Origin of the sequence: Serratia nevei (assembly GCF_037948395.1) — a bacterium.
In the GTDB taxonomy this organism is placed as follows: Bacteria; Pseudomonadota; Gammaproteobacteria; order Enterobacterales; family Enterobacteriaceae; genus Serratia; species Serratia nevei.
The window spans coordinates 2,094,906-2,120,630 of the sequence record NZ_CP149940.1 but is presented as its reverse complement, the minus strand read 5'-3'; the positions used below and the strand labels follow the sequence as shown (position 1 = coordinate 2,120,630).

At 59.8% G+C, this 25,725-nt stretch carries 26 protein-coding genes; 13 read left to right on the top strand and 13 right to left on the bottom strand.

Annotated elements, in window-relative coordinates; all coding sequences use genetic code 11:
* Window positions 1–242 precede the first annotated feature (242 nt).
* Window positions 243–386, bottom strand: coding sequence for a hypothetical protein (locus V8N38_RS10210; protein WP_154618166.1), 144 nt, complete (start codon window positions 384–386; stop codon window positions 243–245).
* A 299-nt stretch (window positions 387–685) separates the two neighbouring features.
* On the opposite strand from V8N38_RS10210, the gene lolB reads away from it, so the two are divergent.
* The 3 genes from lolB (at window position 686) to prs (ending at window position 3,294) form a co-directional block, all read left to right on the top strand.
* Complete coding sequence (gene lolB, locus V8N38_RS10205) at window positions 686–1,309, top strand: lipoprotein insertase outer membrane protein LolB (RefSeq protein ID WP_147840272.1); 624 nt, start codon at window positions 686–688, stop codon at window positions 1,307–1,309.
* Window positions 1,306–2,172, top strand: a complete 867-nt coding sequence (gene ispE, locus V8N38_RS10200; RefSeq protein WP_033638162.1) for a 4-(cytidine 5'-diphospho)-2-C-methyl-D-erythritol kinase — start codon at window positions 1,306–1,308, stop codon at window positions 2,170–2,172. Before lolB ends, ispE begins: the two co-directional genes overlap by 4 nt.
* Window positions 2,173–2,346: 174 nt before the next feature.
* Window positions 2,347–3,294 carry a ribose-phosphate diphosphokinase gene (prs, locus tag V8N38_RS10195; protein ID WP_004941061.1) on the top strand — a complete coding sequence of 316 codons (948 nt, stop codon included), beginning with the start codon at window positions 2,347–2,349 and terminating at the stop codon, window positions 3,292–3,294.
* A gap of 185 nt (window positions 3,295–3,479) precedes the next feature.
* On the opposite strand, the gene ychH is transcribed toward prs, so the two are convergent.
* Complete coding sequence (gene ychH, locus V8N38_RS10190) at window positions 3,480–3,758, bottom strand: stress-induced protein YchH (protein WP_025160276.1); 279 nt, start codon at window positions 3,756–3,758, stop codon at window positions 3,480–3,482.
* Window positions 3,759–4,059: 301 nt separating this feature from the next.
* Between ychH and pth the strand changes: the two genes are divergently transcribed.
* Complete coding sequence (pth, locus tag V8N38_RS10185) at window positions 4,060–4,650, top strand: aminoacyl-tRNA hydrolase (RefSeq protein ID WP_028128042.1); 591 nt, start codon at window positions 4,060–4,062, stop codon at window positions 4,648–4,650.
* 54 nt (window positions 4,651–4,704) lie between these two features.
* On the opposite strand, the gene V8N38_RS10180 is transcribed toward pth, so the two are convergent.
* Window positions 4,705–6,234: a SulP family inorganic anion transporter gene (locus V8N38_RS10180; RefSeq protein ID WP_070914791.1), complete on the bottom strand. Its 1,530-nt coding sequence runs from the start codon at window positions 6,232–6,234 to the stop codon at window positions 4,705–4,707.
* Between the two features lie 334 nt (window positions 6,235–6,568).
* Here V8N38_RS10180 and ychF point away from each other — a divergent pair, with 334 nt between their 5' ends.
* On the top strand, window positions 6,569–7,660 hold the full coding sequence (gene ychF, locus V8N38_RS10175) for a redox-regulated ATPase YchF (RefSeq protein WP_004941048.1): 1,092 nt from the start codon (window positions 6,569–6,571) through the stop codon (window positions 7,658–7,660).
* 278 nt (window positions 7,661–7,938) lie between these two features.
* Entirely contained in the window at window positions 7,939–8,469 is a 531-nt protein-coding gene (locus tag V8N38_RS10170) for a hypothetical protein (RefSeq protein WP_060419384.1), read from the top strand.
* Between the two features lie 84 nt (window positions 8,470–8,553).
* Here the strand turns inward: V8N38_RS10170 and V8N38_RS10165 are convergent, their stop codons facing one another.
* Both V8N38_RS10165 and V8N38_RS10160 read right to left on the bottom strand, forming a co-directional pair.
* Entirely contained in the window at window positions 8,554–8,775 is a 222-nt protein-coding gene (locus V8N38_RS10165; protein WP_075335069.1) for a hypothetical protein, read from the bottom strand.
* Window positions 8,776–8,910: 135 nt separating this feature from the next.
* On the bottom strand, window positions 8,911–9,345 hold the full coding sequence (locus V8N38_RS10160) for a tautomerase family protein (RefSeq protein ID WP_147840273.1): 435 nt from the start codon (window positions 9,343–9,345) through the stop codon (window positions 8,911–8,913).
* Between the two features lie 165 nt (window positions 9,346–9,510).
* On the opposite strand from V8N38_RS10160, the gene V8N38_RS10155 reads away from it, so the two are divergent.
* Window positions 9,511–10,005: a winged helix-turn-helix transcriptional regulator gene (locus tag V8N38_RS10155; protein WP_060419386.1), complete on the top strand. Its 495-nt coding sequence runs from the start codon at window positions 9,511–9,513 to the stop codon at window positions 10,003–10,005.
* A gap of 7 nt (window positions 10,006–10,012) precedes the next feature.
* Here V8N38_RS10155 and V8N38_RS10150 read toward each other — a convergent pair whose 3' ends face one another.
* Window positions 10,013–10,693: a helix-turn-helix domain-containing protein gene (locus tag V8N38_RS10150; protein ID WP_225528900.1), complete on the bottom strand. Its 681-nt coding sequence runs from the start codon at window positions 10,691–10,693 to the stop codon at window positions 10,013–10,015.
* A gap of 375 nt (window positions 10,694–11,068) precedes the next feature.
* Between V8N38_RS10150 and V8N38_RS10145 the strand changes: the two genes are divergently transcribed.
* The 6 genes from V8N38_RS10145 to V8N38_RS10120 are packed head-to-tail and all read left to right on the top strand — an operon-like array spanning window position 11,069 to window position 18,001.
* Entirely contained in the window at window positions 11,069–11,602 is a 534-nt protein-coding gene (locus V8N38_RS10145; protein ID WP_015377562.1) for a fimbrial protein, read from the top strand.
* Window positions 11,603–11,661: 59 nt separating this feature from the next.
* Window positions 11,662–12,414, top strand: a complete 753-nt coding sequence (locus tag V8N38_RS10140) for a molecular chaperone (RefSeq protein WP_226908247.1) — start codon at window positions 11,662–11,664, stop codon at window positions 12,412–12,414.
* A 20-nt stretch (window positions 12,415–12,434) separates the two neighbouring features.
* Window positions 12,435–14,969 (top strand): fimbria/pilus outer membrane usher protein, encoded by a 2,535-nt coding sequence (locus V8N38_RS10135; protein WP_147840274.1) that lies wholly within the window; start codon window positions 12,435–12,437, stop codon window positions 14,967–14,969.
* Window positions 14,970–14,997: 28 nt separating this feature from the next.
* The gene (locus V8N38_RS10130; protein ID WP_060419392.1) at window positions 14,998–16,338 is read left to right on the top strand and encodes a fimbrial protein; all 1,341 of its coding nucleotides are present in this window, start codon (window positions 14,998–15,000) and stop codon (window positions 16,336–16,338) included.
* Window positions 16,338–17,090 carry a molecular chaperone gene (locus V8N38_RS10125; RefSeq protein ID WP_244951331.1) on the top strand — a complete coding sequence of 251 codons (753 nt, stop codon included), beginning with the start codon at window positions 16,338–16,340 and terminating at the stop codon, window positions 17,088–17,090. The genes V8N38_RS10130 and V8N38_RS10125 overlap by 1 nt, the downstream gene beginning before the upstream one ends.
* Before the next feature lie 44 nt (window positions 17,091–17,134).
* A complete protein-coding gene (locus tag V8N38_RS10120; protein WP_060419394.1) occupies window positions 17,135–18,001 on the top strand; it encodes a hypothetical protein in 867 nt (288 codons plus the stop codon).
* Between the two features lie 6 nt (window positions 18,002–18,007).
* On the opposite strand, the gene V8N38_RS10115 is transcribed toward V8N38_RS10120, so the two are convergent.
* The 7 genes from V8N38_RS10115 to ebgR all read right to left on the bottom strand — a co-directional run bounded on the left by V8N38_RS10115 (window position 18,008) and on the right by ebgR (window position 25,638).
* On the bottom strand, window positions 18,008–18,601 hold the full coding sequence (locus V8N38_RS10115) for an ATP-dependent Clp protease proteolytic subunit (protein WP_060440184.1): 594 nt from the start codon (window positions 18,599–18,601) through the stop codon (window positions 18,008–18,010).
* Between the two features lie 45 nt (window positions 18,602–18,646).
* Window positions 18,647–18,976: an SRPBCC family protein gene (locus V8N38_RS10110; protein WP_087762347.1), complete on the bottom strand. Its 330-nt coding sequence runs from the start codon at window positions 18,974–18,976 to the stop codon at window positions 18,647–18,649.
* A complete protein-coding gene (locus tag V8N38_RS10105; RefSeq protein WP_147840275.1) occupies window positions 18,973–19,287 on the bottom strand; it encodes an ArsR/SmtB family transcription factor in 315 nt (104 codons plus the stop codon). Before V8N38_RS10105 ends, V8N38_RS10110 begins: the two co-directional genes overlap by 4 nt.
* Window positions 19,288–19,388: 101 nt before the next feature.
* Window positions 19,389–20,891, bottom strand: coding sequence for an amino acid permease (locus V8N38_RS10100; RefSeq protein ID WP_015377554.1), 1,503 nt, complete (start codon window positions 20,889–20,891; stop codon window positions 19,389–19,391).
* A 58-nt stretch (window positions 20,892–20,949) separates the two neighbouring features.
* Window positions 20,950–21,402, bottom strand: a complete 453-nt coding sequence (locus tag V8N38_RS10095) for a beta-galactosidase subunit beta (RefSeq protein WP_055312129.1) — start codon at window positions 21,400–21,402, stop codon at window positions 20,950–20,952.
* A complete protein-coding gene (gene ebgA / locus V8N38_RS10090) occupies window positions 21,399–24,488 on the bottom strand; it encodes a beta-galactosidase subunit alpha (RefSeq protein ID WP_147840276.1) in 3,090 nt (1,029 codons plus the stop codon). The genes V8N38_RS10095 and ebgA overlap by 4 nt, the downstream gene beginning before the upstream one ends.
* 169 nt (window positions 24,489–24,657) lie before the next feature.
* Window positions 24,658–25,638, bottom strand: coding sequence for a transcriptional regulator EbgR (gene ebgR / locus V8N38_RS10085; protein WP_049202529.1), 981 nt, complete (start codon window positions 25,636–25,638; stop codon window positions 24,658–24,660).
* Window positions 25,639–25,725 lie beyond the last annotated feature (87 nt).

Sequence of the window (25,725 nt, the reverse complement as noted above, 5' to 3'; positions counted from 1 at the left end):
TACTTATCTTGGTACGGGTTCTCGTTGAACGGCATTCTACTTGATGCGCAGGATCAATAAAAGTAACAACCGCATCTTCCGTTCAATCATTGCCATAGACGGCATCAATCGATGAATAATTAATAAATACAGTGAGATGATTTATAATTTGACGACATAACATACTGAATTTTAGCGCAGGATGCGATCTCCCGCACAGGATTCGGTAAAACCTGCAGGTTATCCGCTTATAATCCGCGCGTTTACCAACCCAGCGTGCCGCAACGGTAGGAGGGATCCAGGATAAAAGAGACCTGCTGGCAAAAAACCTGCTTGGCCTGAAAATAAAAAAATACCGCGCCGGCAAAGCACAGAAGCGAAATGATTATCCGCGCCGCAATCTTCATTCGATTATTTCCCGCAACAAAAACCCCCGGCAGCATAGCGAGGTAAACATCAACCAAACGCTAACGGCGGTCACCCCGCCGTATCGAAAATTGTTGCCCCCGGACAACGGCACGAAACGATTGTGTTAATCTTAATGACGCCCCAATGCGCGTACCGGGTTGGCATTGCGCCGGTAAAAGCGGCAAGATTCAACGCGATGCAGCAAAAAATTGACGCGCCGCCGCCGCCCCGTTAGCGTGAGCGCTGTATTCGGGTTTCGTCGCGCATGCCCGCAAGGACAAAAGGACAAGAGAAAGTTATGCCAATACGCAAAGTTAGTTTGCTCCGTCTGATCCCGCTGGCCAGCCTGGTGCTGGCCGCCTGTACCACCACCAAGCCGAGCGGCCCGGCCACCAGCCCGACTTCTCCGCAGTGGCGCGCCCATGAGCAGGCGGTGCAGCAGCTCAGCACCTATCAGACCCGCGGCTCCTTCGCCTACTTGTCTGATCAGAAAAAAGTCTACGCCCGCTTCTTCTGGCAGCAGTTCTCGCCGGAGCGCTATCGTCTGCTGTTGACCAACCCGCTGGGCAGCACGGAAATGGATCTCAACGTGCAGAAAAACGTGGTGCAGCTGACCGACAACCAGGGCAAACGCTACGTCAGCGACAACCCGGAAGAGATGATCCGCAAGCTGACCGGCATGGCGATCCCGCTGAACAACCTGCGCCAGTGGATGCTCGGCCTGCCGGGCGAAGCCAACGATTTTGCGCTGGATGACCAATATCGCCTGAACAAGCTGACCTATCAGCAAGGCGGCCAGACCTGGAAGGTGGATTACCAGGGCTACAGCAACGAGGTGCAGCCGACGCTGCCGAACCGTCTGGAGCTGCAGCAGGGTGAGCAGCGCATCAAGCTGAAGATGGATAACTGGACGCTCAAATGATTCGCCAGTGGCCCTCCCCCGCGAAACTCAACCTGTTTTTGTACATCACCGGCCGTCGTGAAGACGGCTATCACCTGCTGCAGACGCTGTTTCAGTTTTTGGACTACGGCGACACCCTGACCATTGACCCGCGCCAGGACGACCGCATTCATCTGCTGACGCCGGTCGACGGCGTGCCGGACGAACAGAACCTGATCGTGCGCGCCGCCCGCTTGCTGCAGCGCTATTGCGATGAGCGCGGCCTGCAGACCGCACCGCGCGGCGCCGATATCAGCATCGACAAGCGCCTACCGATGGGCGGCGGCTTGGGCGGTGGCTCCTCCAACGCCGCCACCGTACTGGTGGCGCTCAACGAACTGTGGCGCTGCGGTCTTGGCGACGACCAACTGGCCGAGCTGGGGCTCAGCCTCGGCGCCGACGTGCCGGTGTTCGTGCGCGGCCACGCCGCCTTCGCCGAAGGCATCGGCGAGCGCCTGCAGCCGGCCGAGCCGCAGGAAAAGTGGTATCTGGTGGCGCATCCCGGCGTCGGCATCCCGACGCCGGTTATCTTCGGTGACCCCGAATTGAAAAGAGACACCCCGGTTCGCTCCTTAAGTGAGCTGTTGCAGGCGCCGTACGCAAATGATTGCGAACCGATCGCAAGAAAACGTTTTCGCGAGGTTGAACAGCTTCTTTCATGGCTGTTAGAATACGCCCCGTCACGCCTGACTGGCACAGGTGCTTGTGTGTTTGCTGAATTCGACACAGAAATCGCCGCCCGTCAGGTGTTAAATCAAGCCCCGGAGTGGTTGTGTGGTTTTGTAGCGCGCGGCGTTAACGTCTCCCCACTACATCGCATTCGTTCCGGGCGGTTTGAGTCGTAGCTCAACGTTTCGCTGCGCAGGGTCATGCACACCTGGCCCTGTTATCCCTGCGCTGCCTGCGGTCTCAATTTTAGTTTTACATACCCGTATGTATATTGCGCCGGCGTCGCCGACTGCCCCTTGGCGATGTCGTATGACAATATCTTCTCTGGACGCAAGCCTGAGGTTCTTCTCGTGCCTGATATGAAGCTTTTTGCTGGTAACGCCACCCCGGAACTAGCACAACGTATTGCCAACCGTTTGTACACCAGCCTTGGTGACGCCGCTGTAGGTCGTTTTAGCGACGGCGAAGTGAGCGTGCAAATCAACGAAAATGTACGCGGCGGTGATATTTTCATCATCCAGTCCACCTGTGCCCCGACCAACGACAACCTGATGGAACTGGTTGTGATGGTCGACGCCCTGCGTCGCGCCTCCGCAGGTCGTATTACCGCCGTTATCCCTTACTTCGGCTATGCCCGCCAGGATCGCCGCGTGCGTTCCGCGCGTGTGCCAATCACCGCCAAAGTGGTTGCCGATTTCCTCTCCAGCGTAGGGGTTGACCGCGTTCTGACGGTGGATCTGCATGCTGAGCAGATTCAAGGCTTCTTCGACGTACCGGTAGACAACGTGTTCGGCAGCCCGATCCTGCTGGAAGACATGCTGCAGCAGAACCTGGAAAACCCGATCGTGGTTTCCCCGGACATCGGCGGCGTAGTGCGTGCCCGCGCCATCGCCAAACTGCTGAACGACACCGACATGGCCATCATCGACAAACGCCGCCCGCGCGCGAACGTGTCTCAGGTGATGCACATCATCGGTGACGTGGCAGGTCGCGACTGCGTGTTGGTCGACGACATGATCGACACCGGCGGTACCTTGTGTAAAGCGGCTGAAGCGTTGAAAGAACGCGGTGCCAAGCGCGTATTCGCCTACGCGACGCACCCGATCTTCTCCGGCAACGCCGTGGACAACATCAAGAACTCGGTGATTGATGAAGTGATCGTCTGCGACACCATTCCGCTGTCGCCGGAAATCAAGGCACTGAAAAACGTTCGCACTCTGACCCTGTCCGGCATGCTGGCTGAAGCCATCCGCCGCATCAGCAACGAAGAGTCGATCTCTGCGATGTTCGAGCATTGATGCGTCGTCTTTCCGGTGCGGCGCCCACCGTGCCGGAAAGATAGCGTGCCCGACAGCAGAAAAAGAAAAACCCGTTGGTGCGTGAGCAACAACGGGTTTTCTACTCGTAGTCCAACATGACCTCAAACCTTAATGCACGGCAGATATTCCCTTGCCCTGCTCTCGCTTCCCTTCTGATTTTTTAATCAATGCGACGAACGATGTTGGTCGTTACGGCACCGTTTATCAAAGTGTTTTACCCACCAGTAGCGATCCGCCACCTGCTCGCGACCGCCGATACGCGCGCCCACCAGCCACAACAGCGCACCGACGAAGATACTCATGATAGCGCCGTGGGCGAAAAATTGCGGTAAATCGAACTGAGATACTTCAGCAATAATGGAGTATCCAACGCCGCCGATCATCACGACCAGGCCCAGCCCCATAAAAAAGTTGCCCATTCTGTCCGCGTTTCTACGTTTCATATGCCACCTCCATGATTGCCATGTGCCAACCGGGATAACGCTGCAACTTGTTAACCCACTTTGATAAGTTAAGTATAGTCCTTGTGGCGGCAAGGGGATTGCGGAGGCGATCACAAATGGTAAAGAATTATTGACACTTCTTAACACGCCGCTGAAAATTAGCGGACAAATTGAATTATTCAGCTAATGAATCATTCGTCTTTCTTACCTACGGTGACGGCGGAGATCGGATTTTGTCATTCGCCGCCCCGGCAGGTAGACTAAGGCCCTTTCCATTACCCTGATCATAGCGAATCTCCCAGTGAGCAGTATTAAATTGATAGTCGGCCTGGCCAACCCGGGCGCGGAATATGCCCAGACGCGCCACAACGCCGGCGCCTGGTACGTCGATCTGCTGGCCCAGCGCCACAATCAGCAGTTGAAAGAAGAGAGCAAGTTCTTCGGCTACACCGCCCGCTTGAACCTGGCGGGCAACGACGTGCGCCTGCTGGTGCCGACCACCTTCATGAACCTGAGCGGCAAAGCGGTGCTGGCGATGGCCAACTTCTACCGCATCGAGCCGAACGAGATTTTGGTGGCGCACGACGAGCTGGATCTGCCGCCCGGCGTGGCCAAAATCAAGCTCGGCGGCGGCAACGGCGGCCACAACGGCCTGAAGGACATCCAGAACAAGTTCGGCAACAACCCGAACTTCTACCGCCTGCGCATCGGCATCGGCCATCCGGGCGACAAGAACAAGGTGGTGGGCTTCGTGCTCGGCAAACCGCCGGCCGGCGAGCAGAAGATGATTGACGAAGCGATCGACGAGTCGCTGCGCTGCACCGAGATGCTGATGAAGGACGGGCTGGAAAAAACCGTTCAGCGCCTGCACAGCTTCAAGGCGCAGGCCTGAACCTTGCCGCAGCGGGCGCCCTGCCCGCTGCCTGCATTTAGCCGCGCGGTGCATTTAGCCGCGCGGGTTGAAGGTCTCCTCGCTCACGCGGCGGTCATCGGCGGTGAAGCCCTCTTCCGCCACGTAATACTGCGGATCGTCCAGCTCATGGCTGCAGAACGGCCCGGCGCGCTTGAGCAGGCGCACGCAGTCACCGCTCAGGTGGCGCAGCCGAATGCTTTTTCCCGCCGCCAGGTAACGTGCCGTCAGCTTATCGATCGCCTCTACGCCGCTGGAATCCATCACCCGGGTGCCGGCAAAATCCAGCACCACGTTCTGCGCATCGCTCTGCGGATCGAACAACTCGGCGAAAGCGGCAGCGGAGCCGAAGAACAGCGGGCCATCCAGTTGATACACCGCCACGTCACCCGTCACCTGCCGCTGGCGCACGCGGATGCGCGCCTGCTGCCAGGCGAACACCAGCGCCGAGATAATCACCCCGCTGATCACCGCCACGGCCAGATCGGTAAAAATGGTGATCAGCGTGACGGCGATCATCACCAGCGCGTCCGCCTTCGGCATGCGGCGCAAACGGCGCAGCGAGCTCCACTCGAAGGTGTTGTAACACACTACCAGCATCACCCCAGCCAGCGCTGCCACCGGCAGCAGGCCGATATAGCGCGACAGGCTGACCACGAACAGAATCAGCAGGATGGCGCCCACCGTGCCGGAGAGGCGCCCGCGCCCGCCCGAGGTAAAGTTGATGATCGACTGGCCGATCATCGCGCAGCCGGCGAAGCAGCCGAACAGGCCGCACACCGCGTTACCGGCGCCCTGCGCGATGCTTTCGCGGTTGCCGTTCCCCTTCTTGCCGCCCATTTCATCCAGCACCGTCATGGTCAGCAGCGATTCAATCAAACCGACCAGGGCGATCACCACCGCATAGGGCAACACCACCCGCACCATCTCCAGAGTGAACGGCGCCGTCGGCAGGCTGAAGTGCGGCAGCGCGCCGGAAATGTCCGCCAGATCGCCCACCCGCAGCGTGTGCAGATTGAGGCCGATCGCCAACGCCGAAACCACCAGCAGCGCCGCCAGCGAAGACGGAATGGCCTTGGTCAGGCGCGGGAACAGCACCACCACCGCAATCGCCAGCGCCACCAGGCCGTACATCAGCGGCCCCTGCCCGGCGATCATCTTCAGCTGCGCCAGCATGATGACGATCGCCAAACCGTTGACGAAGCCGTGGATCGCCGGCAGCGGCACCAGACGAATGAACTTGCCCAACCGGAAGGCGCCAATCAGGATTTGAATCGCCCCGGCAAACAGCGTGGCCCACAGCACGTAGCCCATGCCGTACTGCGCCGCCAGGCTCATCAGCACCACCACAATGGAGCCGGCGGCGCCGGAAACCATGCCCGGCTTGCCGCCGAACAGCGCCGTGACCAGGCCGATGATAAACGCGGTATGCAAACCGACGATCGGCGAAAGACCGGCGACCAGCGAAAAGCCGACCGCCTCGGGGATCATCGAAACCGCCACCACAAAGCCCGCCAGGACTTCATTTTTAACGTCCGCGATCCTGACGTTACTCAGGTTAAACATGCATTATTCACTTATGACAGATGACATCATCTCCCCGCGTAGCGGGTATGGGGAGCCGCAAGGGGCGGCAGACTGCAGGCGGGCACAGCTCAGGGTGGCGTAGGCAAGAAATACATCCGGCGCGTTTCCTGTCGGTTAATCGGAACGGCCAGTATGGGTAAATGTGATCCAAATCTCAATCAAAAACCGGCCGCGGGTGCTGGGCTCGCCCCGGCCAAACAAGTCTGATCGAGATAAACGCCCATTACGTGTATAATGGCGGCATTATTTTGCCCTTTATGCAGTCGATTAAACCTAACCGGCTGATAGTTAAGATATTTAAGGTGATTACAACATGGGATTCAAATGCGGTATCGTCGGCCTGCCTAACGTAGGCAAATCCACCCTGTTCAACGCGTTGACCAAAGCGGGCATTGAAGCAGCCAACTTCCCGTTCTGCACCATTGAACCGAACACCGGTGTGGTGCCGATGCCCGATCCGCGTCTGGATAAGCTGGCCGAGATCGTCAAGCCGCAGCGCATTCTGCCAACCACCATGGAATTCGTCGACATCGCCGGCCTGGTGAAAGGCGCCTCCAAGGGTGAAGGCCTGGGCAACCAGTTCCTGACCAACATCCGTGAAACCGAAGCCATCGGCCACGTGGTGCGCTGCTTCGAGAACGACAACATCATCCACGTCAACAACAAGGTCGATCCGGCCGAAGACATCGACGTCATCAACACCGAGCTGGCGCTGTCTGACCTGGACACCTGCGAGCGTGCCATCCACCGCGTGCAGAAGAAAGCCAAAGGCGGCGACAAAGACGCCAAGGCCGAGCTGGCGGCGCTGGAGAAATGCCTGCCGCACCTGGAAAACGCCGGTATGCTGCGCGCGCTGGATCTGACTGCAGAAGACAAAGCGGCGATCAAATACCTGAGCTTCCTGACCCTGAAGCCGACCATGTACATCGCCAACGTTAACGAAGACGGCTTCGAGAACAACCCGTACCTGGACACCGTGCGTAAAATCGCCGATGCCGAAGGCTCCGTGGTAGTTGCCGTGTGCGCCGCTGTGGAATCCGATATCGCCGAGCTGGAAGACGAAGAGCGCGACGAGTTCATGGCCGAGCTGGGCCTGGAAGAGCCGGGCCTGAACCGCGTGATCCGCGCCGGTTACGAGCTGCTGAACCTGCAGACCTACTTCACCGCCGGCGTGAAAGAAGTACGCGCCTGGACCATCCCGGTCGGCGCCACCGCCCCGCAGGCGGCCGGCAAGATCCACACCGACTTCGAGAAAGGCTTTATCCGCGCGCAAACCATCGCCTTCGACGACTTCATCACCTACAAGGGTGAACAAGGCGCCAAAGAAGCCGGTAAAATGCGATCAGAAGGTAAAGACTACATCGTCAAAGACGGCGACGTGATGAACTTCCTGTTCAACGTCTAACCCCTTCCCCGCAGCGTATTTCTCCGCTGCCGGAAACGGAAAAATCCACGCTTCGGCGTGGATTTTTTTGTCTCTCGATTCTGCGTGTTAGCGCTCTGGATAAGAATCTAATGTTAAAAGTGCAACGTACTGAACGTTACGATGAGCAACGGACAGTTTTATTCAGTAGGCCCCTCATCCAGAATGATTAAATTTTCTGCTATTCAATACTTTAATATCTGTATTAAGATGACTTCACAATCTTTGGTTAATTAGTGAGTTAGATAAGGATTCTAGCGATGCCTCTACCTGACCGAATGAGACCCACAAAAGTCAGTAGCAAAAAGATCAATGAGCTGGCAAACAAAGCTAAGCAGATACTTTCAAGAATTGACGAAGGTTTTGACGAACAAGATTCCGTTTTAGAAGCAATGATAGTCGAATGGAACAGCCAGGTTGCATGCCCCTATGCGTTTTCAGATTTCAGAGATTTCTCCTCCTGGACCAGTGCCAGGGAGTTCACCCGCATGGCTTTCAATCTGGAAAAATTCTATGCGGATTTTACCTGGGATGAATTGGTTCAAACACTTCGCTGTGTGTCTGATGCCAAAAGTAAGGAATCCGAACAAAATTTCGCTCTTGCACTGCTTGAGAAAAATTTTGATGGCAATCCATCAGACCTCATTTTTTGGCCGGATGAATGGTTCCAGGATCCTGATATGTTCCATGTTGACCTGACAACCGAAGAGATTGCCGGCTATTTAATGGCCCGCTCTGGCAGGTATTTAGCTGATGCGCCTGAAATAGAGTTAAAGTATCCGATCCCATGATCAATGCTTAAAGAACGGTACTGGCCTCTTTTCCAATCTGAACGCTCAATATTAGATGTTTGTGCGGCTTAAAGCGGCCTAATCCTAAAGGCTTTCCATATAGTTGAATGCGTTCATCAGCTCTTCTTCAGTTAACGGTGATTCCAGATTTGAGCCTGACTCTTTCTCAACTTTTATTAGAAGCTCACTGCGAGTCATTCCCAATCGGTTCGCCACATGGTTAGCACAACTGCGCGCGTGAGACGCTCTCTGTGCCAGCGGCATTGCCGTATTCAACACTTTTTTCCTCGCTGATGAATGAGACATGGCTTCTCCCTGCAAGCGACATTTTTATCCATTCTAACACTTCCGAAAAACAGCCTCTTGGAGGCTGCCTTTCAATTTCTTTCGGCAGATACAGTACGCATTATTTCATAGTCCACAAGCGTTTACCGTTGCTCATTATGTCCATTTCTCGCGGTTATCCCCCTCCCACACCGAAGGCCGGTTCTCGCTGCGCCATTTCTCCCCCGCCGTCGGGGGTTTCAAACCTTCGATAGTCCACAGTGAGAACGGCGTTTCGTCCACGTGCAGCTCCCAGCGCAACCCGCGCGCGGCAAGGTAGGGTTGCAGGATGCGGGTGCAGGCCGCCAGGAATTGCTGCTGCTCTGCGTCGTTGTCCATGGCGCGCGCAATATGGTCGATGGTCACCCGCACGAAGTCATCAGCCGGTTCGCCGCCGAGATAGGCCGAACCTGGCGGCAGCGCGTGGAAGAAGACGTTGACGTAGAAGCGCGGCAAAAAGTCCTGGTACAGGGCGGTGACCTTCTGCGCAATCGCGCGTTTATCGGCGGCGCTGAAGGCCGGCTCAGGGTGGTAAATCTGCCACAGTGGCATAACGTTTTCTCCTCGGTAAAGCTGCGGGGTATCGACAATCGTTCTGGTCGGCAGCCTGTGTCAAACAAAACTCCAATAATAAGAGTAATAACTCCAATCATTGAAGTGATCAAGCCGAGGCGATAAAATTATCCGCATTAGGGCGGCAAACGGAGGCAAGGCAACGTGAAAGCAAAAGGTTTTGAGGGCATGACGTGTTCGGTGGCCCACGTGCTGTCGGCATTGGGCGATCGCTGGGGCGCGATTCTCATGCGCGATCTGTTGCTGGGGCTCTCGCGCTATGACGATCTGCGCCAATCGACCGGCATCACCAACAACACGTTGGCCGATCGGCTCAAGGCGCTGGAAGGCAGCGGCCTTATCGAAAAGCGGCAATACCAGACGCGCCCCGATCGCTACGAGTATCTTCCGACGGAGAAGGGAAAAGATCTCGGTCTGCTGGTGATGGCGATGATCCAGATTGGCGACAAGTGGAACCTGTCCGAGCTGGCCGGGCCGCCGCTGCGCGTGGTCGACCGTGCGACTGGCCACCCCGCCACTCTGCGCGTGGTCGATGCCGTGACCGGCGAATCGCTGCCGCCGCAAAACCTGGCGCTGGCCGCCGGGCCCGGCGCCGATGAGATCACGCGATGGCGGCTGGCCGTCGGCAAAACCCGCTAACGGCGCGCTACAACAGCGCAATCATCTTCAGCAGTTCAACCCGATTGCGGATGCCGAACTTTTTGCCGGCGTTATTGAGGTGCGAATAAACGGTTTTCGGGTGCAGGTTAAGCCGCCGCGCGGTCAGGCGGATATCTTCGGTGCGGGCGGTTTCACACAGCACCGCTGCCTCGCCAGGCGTGATTGCCGCCGCCCGCTGCCGGTTCACCACGTGCCGTTCGCTCGTCTCCTGGCGGGCCAGCGTTGCGCAGGTCTCTCGCACCACCTGCAGCGCTTCCCGTTTGTGCAAAATCGCATCCGGCTGCGCCGCAGCGATAAACGCCAGGATCAGCGGTGAAGTCTTATCGATGAAGAACAGTAACCGGACGTCTTTATATTCACTGCGTGAATATTTAATGAATTTTAAATACGCCTCGAACCGGTAAATCTCCTGGGGAAACTCCATAATAATTAAATCAGGCGCCGGGCTTATATTTTTAATGATATTCATATTGGGTGAGGATAAGGTTATCACCCCACCGCCCAATAATGTTTTCATGCCCAGCCGGCACAGCGGTGAACCATCGATATAAATCACTCTCACTTTAATTCTCCTTATCAGCATGGACGCATGCTTCCACACCTCAGGCGGCTTGTCGCTGCTCTTTTTTGGGGTAATTCGCCTGCAAAGCACACCGATATAAAACATCTTGATAACATGTTTTTCAAATAATCACGCAACCGTCAGCACGTTGATTAATACGCAAAAAAGGCATGAATGTTTCAAATTATTTCAATCACAAAAACTGGCGATCCAATAAAATCGCAACGTAATGATATAGATCTATTTTCTATTTTGTATGATATAAGCACAAATGAAAAAAAATGTAACAGCAGGCCTTCTCGTCTTATTGCCTTATTCAAAACACCTATAGGGAAAATTCTTAGTTTGTTAGGATGAAAATCCATGTTTGCCGACGCGTTTAAAAAACAATTGCGCAACATGATTAACCCACAACCGCACGTCAGTAATTTATTACTGTCAGGAAAGCTTTTCTCTAAAGTAAATTAAAGGGCATTTCACATGAATGTTAAATTAGTCGCATTATCCATGCTGGCTCTCTCCGGCGCCTGTGCGGCCGCTTCGTCCAATACGGTGCAATTTAAAGGCGAAGTCAGCACGCAAACCTGCTCGGTGAATATTAACGGCAACCAATCCAACCCGGTCGTTCTGCTGCCGACCGTCGCCGCCAGCAAACTCGCCACCAAAGGCGCCACCGCCGGCGACACCACCTTCACCGTCAACGTGACCGGCTGTGCGGCCGCAACCAGCGATACGGCGATCAAAACCGTGCTGGCGGGCAACAACCCAACCACCAACGGCAACCTGGGCAACGCGGGCGATGCGGCCAAAGTGTCCATTCAACTGCTGGACAGCGACGCCACCACGCCGCTGTCGTTCGCCAGCGGTTCGACCGTCACCACGTCGGCGATGACGCTGGCCAAAGACGCCACCTCCACCTCGCAGAACCTGGTGGCCCGCTACTACGCGGAAGACACCGGCGTGGCGGCCGGTTCGGTGATCGCCACCGCACAGTTCGCCATTAGCTACAAATAAGCCGGCGTCAGGCGCCATACCTGTTGATGCCAGCGCCGCCCTTCGCCGGGCGGCGCTGAATGACTCGCTCCCTTTATCGGTTCACGTTTATGCCGCAGATAACCCGCTCCGCCCGCCGATGGGCCGCCCTGTCGCTTTGCCTGATGAGTTTTGCCGCTACCCACGCGTCGGCCAGCGTGACGCTGCTCGGCAACCGCGTGATCTACCCCGCCGAGGCGCGGGAAAAAACGCTGCAGTTCACCAACGACGACGGCACCCCGGCGCTGATGCAGATCTGGCTCGACATCAATAACCCCAAATCCACGCCGGAAAACGCCGATGCGCCCTTTGTCGCCTCGCCGCAAATCTTCCGCATGAATCCGCACAGCGGGCAGATGGTGCGGCTGTCGTTCGTCGGCCAGCCGCTGCCGCGCGATCGCGAATCGCTGTTCTACCTCAACTTCCTGCAGGTGCCCGCCGTGCGCCAGACGGACAGCGACAAGAACAAACTGCTGCTGGTGGTCACCAATCGGCTGAAGGTGTTCTATCGCCCCGCCGGGTTGGCCGGCGACGCCAACCACGTCATCGATCGGCTCAGCCTGCGCCAGGCCGGTAACGCGCTGCGCGTCGACAACCCGACCGGCTACTTCGCCAACGTCAGCCAGGCCGCGATCCTGAGCGGCGCGAAGCGCATCACCATCCCGCAGGCGGATCTGATCCCGCCGTTTTCGCAGGCCAGTTGGCCGGTGAACGGGGAGGTGCGGCAGGTCGCACTGCGCGTCATCAATGACTATGGGGTGGAAATCTCACGCACCCTGGACGTCGCGCGCTGAAACCAGACAGGGAGGTTTTCATGTTCGATGTCCGCAAGGCGACGCCGCTGCCTGCGCGCTGGTGTTGCGCGCTGCTGGCGCTGCCGCTGAGCTGCGCCGCCGCCGACGGCTATACCTTCGATCCCGCGCTGCTGCGCGGCAGCGTGCTGAGCAACAGCGCCCTGAGCCAGTTCAACCAGCAGGACGCCGTTGCTCCCGGCAGCTATCAGATCGATCTGTACCTCAACGGCCAGTTTCTCGAGCGCGACCAAATTCGCTTCGTGCGCGCAGGCCAGCAGGTGCTGCCCTGTTTCGATCGGCCGCAGTTGGCGCGCTTCGGGCTGAAAAATCCGCCGGCGGCCGCCGAAGCAGAATGCCTGCTGCCCGGTCGGGATCTCAAGGACATCGCGGTGAACGCGGACATTTCGCGGCTGCGGCTGGATCTGAGCATTCCGCAGGCGCTGTTGAACGGCCAGCCGCGCGGCAGCGTCAATCCCGCCAGCCTGGACAGCGGCGAATCGATGGCCTTCGTCAATTACAACCTCAACCAGTACCACGTCAGCTACCGACAGGGGCAAACCCGCGATCTCGACTCGACCTACGCCAACCTGAACGGCGGGTTCAACCTCGGGCTATGGCGCTACCGCCAGCAGTCCAGCTACCGCTACGATCGGGAGTTCGGCGGCCACCTGGACACCAGCCGCCGCTACGTCCAGCGCGCAATTTTGCCCTGGCGCAGCGAAATGCTGTTGGGCGAAGGCTTTACCGACGGGCACTTCTTCTCCGGCCTGGGATTTCGCGGTATTCAGCTCAGTTCGGACGACCGCATGCTGCCGGATTCGCAGCGCGGCTATGCGCCGGTGGTACGCGGCGTGGCGAAAAGCAACGCGCGCGTGACGGTGCTGCAGGGCAAAAGCACGCTGTATGAAACCACCGTCGCGCCGGGGCCGTTCGCCATCAACGATCTGTACGCCACCAACTACGCCGGCGATCTCACCGTGGTGGTGACGGAAGCCGACGGCAGCGTCAGTACCTTCACCGTGCCGTTCGCCGCGGTGCCGGAATCCATCCGCCCCGGTCAGTCGCGCTACTCCGCGATCGTCGGCAGTTCCCGCTACGTCGGCGACAACGATCTGTTCAGCGAAGTGACCTGGCAGCACGGCCTGACCAACGCCCTGACCTTCAACCTCGGCAACCAGCTGGCGGACGGTTATCAGGCGATGATGCTGGGCGGCGTGTACAGCAGCTGGCTGGGCGCCTTCGGCATGGACACCACCTATTCCCACGCCAGCCTGCCGGACGGCGGTGCCTCCGGCTGGATGCTGCACCTCTCTTACAGCCGAACCTTCAGCCCGACGGACACCACCTTATCCATCGCCGGCTACCGCTACTCCACCGAAGGCTTTCGCGATCTCAGCGACGTGCTCGGCGTACGGCGCGCCGCCACTACCGGCCAAAACTGGCAGTCCGACTCCTACCGCCAGCGTTCGCGCTTCGAGGTCGCCGTCAATCAGGGGATGGGGACGTTCGGCAGCCTGACGATGTCCGGCTCGACTCAGGACTACCGCGATCAGCGCGGCCGCGACAATCAGCTCCAGCTGGGCTGGGGAAAAACCTTCGGCAACGGCGTGGCGCTTAACCTCTCCGTCACCCGCACCCGCAGCCTGGGCTACAGCAACGGCGACTACCGCGGCTACGGGCCGCTGGATAACGTCTACAGCGCGCCGCTGGCGCAGAACGCGCAGACCGTCACCGCCCTGTCGCTGAGCTTCCCGCTCGGCCGTTCGTCATCCGCCCCCAGCGTCTCGCTGTTGGCCAACCACAGCCAGGGCCAGGGCGGCAACTATCAGGCTGCGCTGTCGGGCAGCGTCGGCGACGAACAGCCGGTCAGCTACGGCCTGAACTTCACCACCGATGACGATCGCCAACAAAGCATCTGGGGCGGCAACCTGCAAACCCGTCTGCCTTACGCCAACGTCACCGGCTCGTTCTCCACCGCGCGCCAGTACCGACAAGGCTCCCTGTCGCTGCAGGGGGCGGTGGTGGCGCACCGCGGCGGCGTGACATTAGGGCCGTATGTCGGCGATACCTTCGCCCTGATCGAGGCGCCCGGCGCCAGCGGCGCACGGGTGATGGACGGCCAGGGCGCGCGCGTCGATCGCTTCGGCTACGCCCTGGCACCGTCGCTGGTGCCCTATCACTACAACACCGTCGCGCTGAATCCCGAGGGCATGAACGATAAAGCGGAACTGGAAGACGGCCAGCGGCGCGTCGCTCCTTATGCAGGAGCCACGGTGCGCCTGCACTTCAACACCGTGCGCGGCCAGGCGCTGCTGATCACCGCGCAGCGGCCCGATAACGCACCGATCCCGATGGGCGCCAACGTGTTGGACAACGCGGGCAACAGCGTAGGCATGGTCGGCCAGGCCAATCAGGTGTATCTGCGCAGCGATAAGCGCGCCGGGGAACTGACGCTGAACTGGGGCGACGCCCCCGGCCAGCAGTGCACGCTGCATTATCGCCTGTCTGCCGGGGAAGACGGCCCGATTCAACGGCTCAGCGCCCCGTGCCGCTAGCCCGTTAAACTTATTTTCAGGAGAGACGATGAAACGCATTTTTTACCCGATCGCCGCCCTGGCGCTGCTCGCCCTGTCGCTGTTCGGCGCGCCCGCCGCGCTGGCGCAATGCACCCGGGTCGCCCCCTGGATCGATTCCGGTTGCGATCCCTGCGGAGTGGGCACGGCGCTGGGCCGGGTCAATTTGACCAGCACTTACCTGCAGCCCGTCGGCACGCCGCTCGGCACCAGCGTGTTCGACTTCACCTCCGGCACGCGCTATCCGGATCCCAACAAGGTGCTGTATGAATGCGACGCCGGCGACGCGGGGCAGATCTATGAAGTCTTCGCCACCAACGGCGACGATCGCGTCGGCGGCTATTACGATCTGGGCGCCCAGGACGGCAACCCCAACTACTACGCCACCTACTTCCCCTACGTCGGCATCCGCCTGACCCATCTGGATTCCGGCAAGGTTTTTACCCGCTACTGGCAGTCGGCGCCGATTACCCGCTACGCCACCGTCGGCAGCAAAATTCAGATCCGGGTGAAAGACTTCAGCGCCATCCGTGCCGATCTGATCCGCATCAGCTCGCTGCCGGGCGCGGGCGCCAGCAACTACTGTGGCTACAGCGCCGGCAACCCGCTGGTGGGCATGGCCTCGACCACCGGCAATTCGAACTATACCTGCACGCAGCCGAACGGCTATGTCACCTTTCAGGGGCCCGGCATCGCCTCGGATCCTATCGGCAGCGACTCCGCCACCAACTACGCCACCTGGGGCACCGGGCGCTGGAACGCGATGGGCATGGGCACCGCACCGATCTCCTCCTTGACCTATACCGCCACCTGCGTGGCGCGCAACGTCACGCCGCTGGTGATCCTGCCGACCATTTCCGTCAGCCAGCTGACCGCCGGGCAAACCTCTCAGGCGCAGTTCACCATCAATATCGAATGCGACAACGCCGCCGTTTCCGGCGTCAGCAGCAACAATACCGCCCTCGGCCTGCAGGTACCGTATGAAAGCTATGTCGCGGCGCAGCAGCTCGGGCTGGTCAGCGCCAACGGCGGCGTGAGCTACCTGCTCTCCAGCGGCTACGGCACCGACAGCAGCGTCGCCACCGGCGTGGGCATCGCACTCGCCAACGCCGGCAACGGCGCGCCGATGAACTTCGTCGGCTGGGCGCGTTGCAGCGCCGGGCAATGCCCGCAGGGCAACGACGCCGGCTGGTACCCGGTGCTCAACGGCGCCAGCGGCGGCGGCAGCACTGCGGCGGGGTTTACCCACTACACCACCCAGCTCACCGCCACGCTCGCCCGGCTGCCCGGGCAGACCGTTACCGCCGGCAAAGTGGACGCCAGGGCCTACGTCTGGGTTAAGGTGCAATAATGATGAGAAAGAAATATCTGACAATGGGATGCGCCCTGCTGCTGGCGCTGGCGACCATGGGCGCACAGGCGGGCATCATCGCCTCCGCCACCCGGGTGATTTTCCGCGAGGGTGACACGGAAAAAACCCTGATGTTGCTCAACACCAACGGCTATCCGATCGTGGCGCAAACCTGGGTCGATAACGGCGACGTCAATGCCGCCCCCGAACTGTCGCGCGCGCCGTTTGTCACCCTGCCCAGCGTATTCGCCCTGCCGCCTTCGGCGCTGAAAGGGCTGCGGATCCTGTTTGCCGGCGCGGCCCTGCCCACCGACAGGGAGTCGGTGTTCTGGCTTAACCTGTATGAGATCCCGCCCAGCCAGCCGACCACGCCGCCGCTGGCGTCGCGCGTGACGCTGGCGATGAACACGCAGATGAAAATCTTCTACCGCCCCAAAGCGCTAAAGGGAAACGCCGAAAACGCGGCCGAGGCCGTCTCGTTCTCGCTGCAAAAATCGCCGGGCGGCTATCTGCTGCGCTGCCACAACCGGTCGGCGTTTTATCTCTCCTTCGCCCGCATAAGCGTACACATAGGAAAACGTGATTACCCGGTGCGGCAAGAAAGCGACATGATGACCGCGCCGTTCAGCATGCGGGATTATCACCTCGACGGCGTTGCGGCGCCGACACTCCCTTCACAGATCACCGTTCAGGCCACCCTCATCAACGACCAGGGCCAACAGATCGTCAAGTCATACACAGCAAACCCATAACGATAAAAAGCAGCACATTTTTTAAGTACAGGAAATAGGGAAAAATGAGTCTAAGCAGATTCCAGCTACAGTTTCACCTGGAGAAACAGGCCAACAACATCAGGCAGTCACCGGGATTTCACGCCGCCATCGTCAAACACGGGGAGTTGTTGAAAGAGACCTACAAGAAGCATCCGCTGTTTTACAAAATCATCTTCAGGAACAGCCGGTTCATCATTTGTTCCACCATCCTGTCCATTTACTACCACCAGCCCGCCGCCGGGCTGAAAGACATCAAAGCCTTTTTTAAAGGAAAGAACATGATCAGCGAGAACTCCCTGGACTCCTTTCTGTTCTTTTTGCGGGTCGGCCGCCGGCTGGAGGTCAAACCCTGCGAACATGACAAACGCCAGTTGCGCTATAAGCCTACGCCGCACGCGCTGGCGGAAACCCAGGCGCTGATCGCCTCCATGGCGCGGCCCTATCAGGCGCTGGCGCCACAGATGCCCATCGCGGCGCTGCTGGCGGCGCCCGACTTTCTGCCCACCTTTTTCGCCGCCTACGGGCAGCTGATGCTCAAGGAGATCTACCTGATCGATCTGGTGCCGCAATCCGGACTGTTTATCAGCAAGGACGCCGGCCACATGGTGCTGCTGATGCTGCATATCGAAAGCATCCGGCAGGACTCCCCCTTTCTGCTGCTCTCCTCGGCGAAAATCGCCAAGTCGTGCTCCGTCTCACGCGCGCACGTAAACCGCATCCTGCAGGCGGCGGAAAAATCGGGCCTGCTGACCACCACCAATAACGTGGTGATCGAACTCAACAGCTCGTTCTTTATCATGGCAGAGCGCTATTTCAGCCTCTATTTCGCGATGGTCGAATTCGGGCTTGAACGGGTTTGGCACACGCCGCAGGCCGCCGAGCCTCGCTGAGCCGTTTTACCGCTCCCGCAGCACCTTATCGATCAGCCCCCAGGCCGCCGCTTCGTCGGCGGTCATGAAGCGATCGCGATCCAACGCCTGCTCTACCGCTTCATCACTCAGGCCGCAATGTTGGGCGTACAGCCGGATCACCCGGTCTTTGGTGCGCTTCATCTCTTCGGCGTGGATCAAGATGTCGGAGGCCTGCCCCTGAAAGCCGCCCAGCGGCTGGTGCACGTGCAGGCTGGCGTTGGGCAGCGCCATGCGGTGCCCCGGCTCGCCGGCCATCAGCAGGAACGAACCCATCGAACGCGCGGTGCCCATGCACAGGGTATGCACCGGCGCGCGCAGGTACTGCATGGTGTCGTAAATCGCCAACCCGCTGGTGATCGCCCCACCCGGCGAGTTGATGTACAGATGGATCGGTTTTTCCGGGTTTTCCGCCTCCAGAAACAGCAGCTGGGCGCACAGCATTTCAGCCACGTCGTCGTTGACTTCACCGTTGAGGAACACGATCCGATCGCGCAGCAGGCGCGAATAAATATCAAAGGAGCGTTCTCCCCGGCTGGTCTGTTCCACCACCATCGGGACGAGCATCATCTTCTCACGCATCGGTGAACTCCTGGGTTGGCAACAAAGGGAAGTGTGTTTAACGCGTCAGGCGGCGCGCATCACCGTCGTCGGGCCGTCGTTGGCGGCGTCGAGCTGGTGAATAATCCGCAGCAGGCTGCCGCCGCCGGCATCCGGCACAATCTGCAGCGTCACCACGCTTTCGCGGAACGGCGGTTGGTCGTCGCGCAGGCGGTAGCTCACCGCCTCGCCCGGCGTGGTGGCCAGCGGTTCGGCCTGCGCCAGATCCCCCGTCGGCAGCCACTGCTCGCGCAGCTCGGGAATGCTGAGCGCCCGCCACACTTTTTCCGGCGGCGCATCGAGCGAATATTCCAACACCAGCCGATCGCGCGGCGGTTGCTCAGCCCGTTTGTTCATTGATCCATGTCCTCCAGTAAGGTTTGCAGCGCGTCGATGCGCGCCGGCCACCAGGCGCGGTACTTCGTCAGCCACTGGGCGATCTGCGCCAGCCCGTCCGGGTCGACCTGATAATTGACGCAGCGCCCCTGCTTCGCCTCGCGCACCAGCCCGGCATTGCGCAGCACCGCCAGGTGTTGCGACATTGCCGACTGGCTGATGGGCAGCCCTTCGCGCAGCGCGCTGGCGTTCATGCTGCCGGCGGCGAGTTTGTCGAAGATGGTGCGGCGGGTCGGATCGGCCAACGCTTTGAAGATGTCATTTTCGTTCATATAAACACATTAGTGTTCACTTATGTATTATGCAAACGCAGACGTGGATTTTTTACACAAGCGAGACTCCGCGCCGGAGCGCGGAGCCGATAGAGGAGAGATTACAGCGGCTTATTGCAAGCGGGCGTGGTCAGCGCGGGTTGCCCGGCCGGTGCCCCTTCCTGCGCTTCCAGCGCGAGGCGCGCCAGCGGCATGTCTTCGTGGTAGCGCGCCTCGGCGTTCAGGGTCTTCGAGTAGCGGTTGTACTTCCACCAGGCGTATCCCAGGAACACCACCAACCCGCCGACGTTATAGAACACGATGGTCATGATGCTGGCGCCGGTCGGGAACGTCGAAGCGAAGAAACCGACGGTGAAGATGGCGATCAGCACGCTGACGATGGCGATGCCCTGCAGGCGCGAGCCCATTTTGAAATCGCGCGCCACCCGGTCGTACTTCAGCCGCAGATTCAGGTAGGCCAGCATGATGAACAGCGGCGGCAACATCGAGGCGGCGGCGGTCATGTTGATCAGCGTGTTCATCAAATCCTGCACGCTGCTGGAACCCAACGTCGGGATCAGCATCAGCGGGATGACGATGAAGAACTGGATCCAGGCCGCGCGCGTCGGCACGCCGTGCCGGTTCAGGCGAATGGTTTTCTCGCCGAAAATGCCCTTCGGGATTTCGGTGAAGAAAATCTTCACCGGCGCCGCCGTCCACATCAACAGCGAACCGAACATGGCGGTGAAGGAAACAATGCCGACAAAGCGGTTCATCAGCACCGTCGGCAGGCCGAAGTGCGCCGACAGGCCTTCGAACACCTGAACCGTGCCGCCGGTAAAGTGCAGATCGGTGCGGTGCACGAATACGTTAATCAGCAGCGAAGACACCGAATACAGCACGCCGATGAACAGCCCGGAAACGATGATCACCTTCACGAAGGCGCGGCTGCCGCCTTTCACATCGTTCACGTACACTGCCACGGACTCCGCCCCGCCCGCCGCCTGGAAGATCCAGGCGGTAATGCCGAGGAACGCCCAGTTGAAGTTCGGGGTCATCGCCTGCACGTTGATCGGGTCGGCCGGCTCAATGCCGCCCAGCACCGCCGCGCCCGCCAAGATGATGTAGGAAAACGTCAGCAGCAGCATCAGCGACGAAGTGACGGAGGTCATCGGCCCCAGCAGTTTTGCGCCGCTGTTGGAGATGTAGGTCGAGAAGGCGAACAGGAAGATGCTGATGATCGCCGTGGTCAGCGGGGTAAACACATAGTCATAGCCCAGGAACGCGTAAGAAGCGTAGGCGATGACGCGCGGCAGCAGCGCGGTGAAAAAGAACAGGTTTACGAACCAATAGGTGTAGGCGGTGATAAACGCCCAACGCCCGCCGAGCGCGCTTTTCACCCAGGCATAAACGCCGGCCTCGGAGTTGCGGTTGAGCGAGACGAATTCGGCGATGATCAGGCAAAAGGGAATGAAGTAAATGATCGTCGCCACCAGGAACACCGGCGACGAGGCGATGCCGAGCTGAATATTGTTGTTAATCACGTTGTTGAAACTGAACACTGCCGCAAACGTCATCGACAGCAGACCAAACTTGCCGATGGTGTTTCTGTTCGACGCAGCCATAGAGATTCTCCGAATGGTGTAGGGGACTTCGGTTTGTTGTTATCGATCGGCGAGCGCGCTATTTATTGACGAAATAGCTGTCTTCCACCGTCACTTTTAAAATGACTTTTTTTACCTTGCCGCTTTCTGCGAAGCGGTGAGCCTGGTGGTTTTCGAAGATCACCACATTGCCTTTGCCGACCCGGCGCCTCTCGCCTTCGCCGCTGAAAAACTCGCGGTCGGTTTCGTCCTGATAGGGCGCCACCGTCGTCAGCGCCCGTTTGTCGGCAACCTCGACGGTCTCTTCCCCGTCGAGGTAATAGTGCACGTCGAAGTAACGGCGGTTGCCCTCCAGCCAGCCGTGCTGGCGGCCGGCGCCGACGCTCAGCCGATACGTCAGCGAGTCGCCGATCGAATGGCACACGTTTGGGCTGATGCGCTCGACATTGGCGATCGCTTCCATGCAGCGCAGCCACTTCTTGCCGCTGTGATAAATGCGCTGGAACTCCGCCAGGGATTCGAGAATGATCATACGTTTTCCTCCGCAGACTGCGGGTGATGATGAGCGGGCGCGAAGTCATAACCGGCGAGCGCGGCACCCTGCGTTTGCCGCCCGTCGAACGGCACCAGTGTGAAGCCGTAGCTGAACGGCGCCAGATAGACCCGGTGGGTATCCAGCACTTCGGAGCCCCAGGAGTTGGAGCCGAGGCCGAGGATCTGGTCGTCCAGGTTCAGCGTCAGGCAGTCGCTCGGTTCCAGCTCGTTGATGTGTTGGGCCTGGTGCAGCATCTCGACGCTGTAAGGCCACAGGCTGAAGTTGATCGGCCGCCGCGGTTGGATGAAGATCCCCTTGCCCGCCGCGTCCTGCAGGCTCAGCCAGCGCACGTCCTGCCGGTTGCCGTTGTCCTGCGGGAACGGATAGTGTTCGAACAGCGCCTCGGCGCGCTGCCGGTAGTGGCCGATGAGGTTGGCTCGGCAGCTGTCGCGGTAGTTCTCGCCCGGCCCGCGGCCGTAGTATTCCACCTGCACGAAGCGGCGACTGATGCCGAAATCGAGACCGATTTTCGGGATAATCTGCCGGAAATCGCCATAAGGCTCACCGGACAGATCCAGGCTGACGTAGCCCTGCGGGGAGATGCGCCAGCGGTAGGTGCAGCGCATGCCGAAGTCGAACACCGGCGGCGCAATCAGGCTGTGCACCTCGAGCAGCAGATCTTCGCCCTGCCATTGCCGGCTGAGGCGGCGGAAGTGCTGCTGCATGATGGGGAAATGTTGCGGCAGCCAAATCCCCTCATATTCCTGTTTATGGTTATCGATCACCGGTTTGAAGAAGGTGATGCGCGGCGCGCGCCCCACCATTTCTTCATCGTCTACCCGCCACGACAGCAGTTCGCCGCTCAGCAGCGAGAACGCCAGCTGGAACCGGCCGCCGCTGACGAGCAGCTGATGATTCTCCTCGCGGCATTGCAGCGCCGGCGCATCGGCCAACGGTGCAGCCGGTCGCCGCGTCGCCGCCTGGCGCAGATGCTGATAATGCCCCAGCCGCTGGCCGCTCTCGCTGTAGCGGGTGGCGCTGTCCTTATGCACCGCTACGTCGATCAGCGTTTCCCCCTGCCCCAGCGCCAACACCGGCAGATGCATGTCTTCGCTCTCGCCCGGCTGCAGATGCGGCAGCTTGAATTCGTAACTTGCCACCTGGCGGCCGTCGGTCTTGACGCTGACCTTCAACGTGATGTCCGCCAGCGAGCTGAACCAATAGCGGTTTTTCACCCGCAGCACGTCACCCGCGCCCTCTTCCGCCGTCACCTCCACCGGGCACAGCACCTGCTGGTATTCCCGCAGGCCGGGGCCGGGGCGCTGGTCCGGATAGATCAGGCCGTCCATGCAGAAGTTGTAATTGTTCGGGTAGTCGCCGTAATCGCCGCCGTACTGATAGCGCTCGCGCCCCTGCTCGTCGTGGCTCAGCAGCCCGTGATCGCACCACTCCCAGATGTAGTGCCCCTGCAAACTGGCGTGACGGTTGAACACCGACTGGTATTCGAACAGCCCGCCGGGACCATTGCCCATCGCGTGGGCGTATTCGCACAGGATGCGCGGTTTGGGGTGCGGGTATTCGCCGAAGGCGTTCATCATCGCCACGCGGGAATACATGGTGCTGATCACGTCGGTCACTTCGGCGTCGCGATCTTCTTCATAGTGGATCAGACGGGTCGGATCGAGCGCTTTGCAGCGCCGGGCCATGGCGCGAATGTTGCAGCCGTAGCCGGACTCGTTGCCCAGCGACCAGATGATGATCGACGGGTGGTTTTTCTGCGCCGCCACGTGGCGCTCGATGCGCTCGACGTAGGCCTGTTCCCAGCGAGGATCGTCGGTGATGCGGCTCAGATCGCCGACGTTGGCGAAGCCGTGGCTTTCCAGATCGGTCTCCGCCATCACGAACAGGCCGTAGAGATCGCACAGCTCGTAAAAGCGCGGATCGTTGGGGTAATGGGCGGTGCGCACCGAGTTGATGTTGTGCTGCTTCATCAGCACGATGTCGCGCTCCACCCGCGCCATATCGACGGCGCGCCCTTTGCGGTGATCGTGATCGTGGCGGTTGACGCCGTGCAGCTTGAGGTAGCGCCCGTTGACGTACATCAGCCCGTCGCGCACCGCGATCTCGCGGAAACCCACCCGCTGCGGCACCACGCCCAGCAGGTTGCCGGCGCCGTCATACAGGCTGAGCAACAGCTGATACAGGTAGGGATTTTCCGCATTCCACTGCTGCGGTCGGCTGACCGGCAGTTCGAAACGGCAGCTCAGCGCCTGCTCGATGCGCAGATCGTCGCGCCACTGCTCCGCCACGCAGCGATCGCCGTCGAACAGCTGCGCCTGCAGGCGGCAGCCCTCGGCGGCCTGCACACCGAGATGGCGCAGCTCGGCGTCGATCGCCAACTGCGCGTCGCAGTAGCGCTCATCGAAGGTGGTGACCAGCGTCAGGTCGTGAAGGTGAGTGGCGCTCTGGCCGATCAGATAGACATCGCGGAAAATGCCGGCCATCCACCACATGTCCTGATCTTCGATGTAGGTGGAATCGGCCCACTGCATCACCCGCACCGACAGCAGGTTCTCGCCCTGCCGCACATAGGGGCTGATGTCGAACTCGGCGCACAGCCGGCTGCCCTTGCTGAAGCCGACATAGTCGCCGTTAACGTACACCTCGAAGTAGGTTTCCACGCCGTCGAATTTGATCAGCACCTGCTGATCTTGCCAGCCGGCGTCGAGCGTAAAGGGGCGCTGATAGGCGCCGGTGGGGTTGTTGGTCGGCACGTAAGGCACGTCGATCGGGAACGGGAAGCCCTCGTCGGTGTACTGCAGGTGGCCGTGCCCTTCCAGCTGCCACATGCCCGGCACCGCCATATCGCCCCAGTCGTTCATCGGCTCCCGATAAAACGCCGCCGGCACCTGCGCCGGGTGCTCGAAGAAGCGAAAACGCCAGCGGCCGCTCAGCAGCTGGAAGCGCCGGCTGGCGTTGCGATCGAAGCTCAGCGCCTGCCCGGCGTCCGCGTAGCTGAAGAAGCTCGCGCGCGGTGCCAACCGGTGCTCCGACTGTTTTTCAATGTTTTCCCAATTATTCACGTCACGTCTCCCGACACCTGTGCAATGCGGAAACGATAGTAAATATTTAGTAAAAACTACAGTTGATGTTTACCAAATGACGACAGGATCACAATAAATCTCAAATGCCTTTTTTTATCATGACGTTAATTTTGGGCGCCAACGCAACGCCCCGCCGAGGCGGGGCCGGTCAGGCGACGGTGGTGTCGCGCAGCTGCAGCGAGCTGGGAACGAAGATCGACAACGGGACGGCGCGCTCATCGCGCAGCCGCTCCGCCAGCAGGTTGACGGCCTGTGCGCCCATGGTTTCCGAAGGGATGCGCACCGTGGACAAGGCGGGGAAAATAAAGCGGGCGGTGGGAATGTCGTTGACGCTGATCAGCGCGATCTGCCCCGGCACCTGAATGCCGTGTTCGTGCAGCGCACGCAGCACGCCGATCGCGATCGAATCGGTCGCCACCAGCAGCGCCGGCGGATAGCCATTCTTGCTCTGCAACATCGCTTTGGCGCACTGGTAGCCCGACTGGCTGCTGAAATCACCGTGGTAAATGTCCTGCGCTCGCACCACGTTTTGCTGCCGGCCATACTCGACGAACGCCTGCTCGCGCTGGTCGATGCCGGCCGGATCGTCGCGCCCGCCGATAAAGCCGATGCGCTGATAGCCGCGGCCGATGAAGTAGTCGATCACCTTGCGGCTGATCTTGTATAGGTCGACATTAACGCAGTCGAACCGCTCATCCTCCACCACGCCGTCGATGAATACGACCGGCGTTTCCTGCTGCCTGAGCTGCTCATACAGCGCGGGCTGTGGCCGGCCGATCACCAGCAGGCCGTCGGCCGCCGGCAGCGCCTTGTCGCCGTTGAAGTCATATCCGGCGCTCAGCGCCACGCCCAGCTTTTCGCACTGCGTTTCGATGCCGTAGCGCATCGCCAGGTAATAGGGATCGTTGATCTCCACGCCCTGCGTATAGGTGAACAGCGCGGCGAAATGCAGGCGTTGCCCGCTTTGCCGTTTGGAAGGTGCAACCTTGTATTCGAGGCGCTCCGCCGCTTCCAGGATCTTCTGGCGGGTTTGCGCCTTCACGCTCAGGGTGGGGTCGTCATTCAACACGCGCGAAACGGTGGCGACGGACACATTAGCGGCTTCAGCAATTTCCTTCAGTGTGGCCATAGAGTCCCAATGCACAGACGAAAAACGGTAGCTTAATCGGATAGCGCCACGGCGTACAGCGCCGCCCGCCTCCTCTCCTTCCCAGAC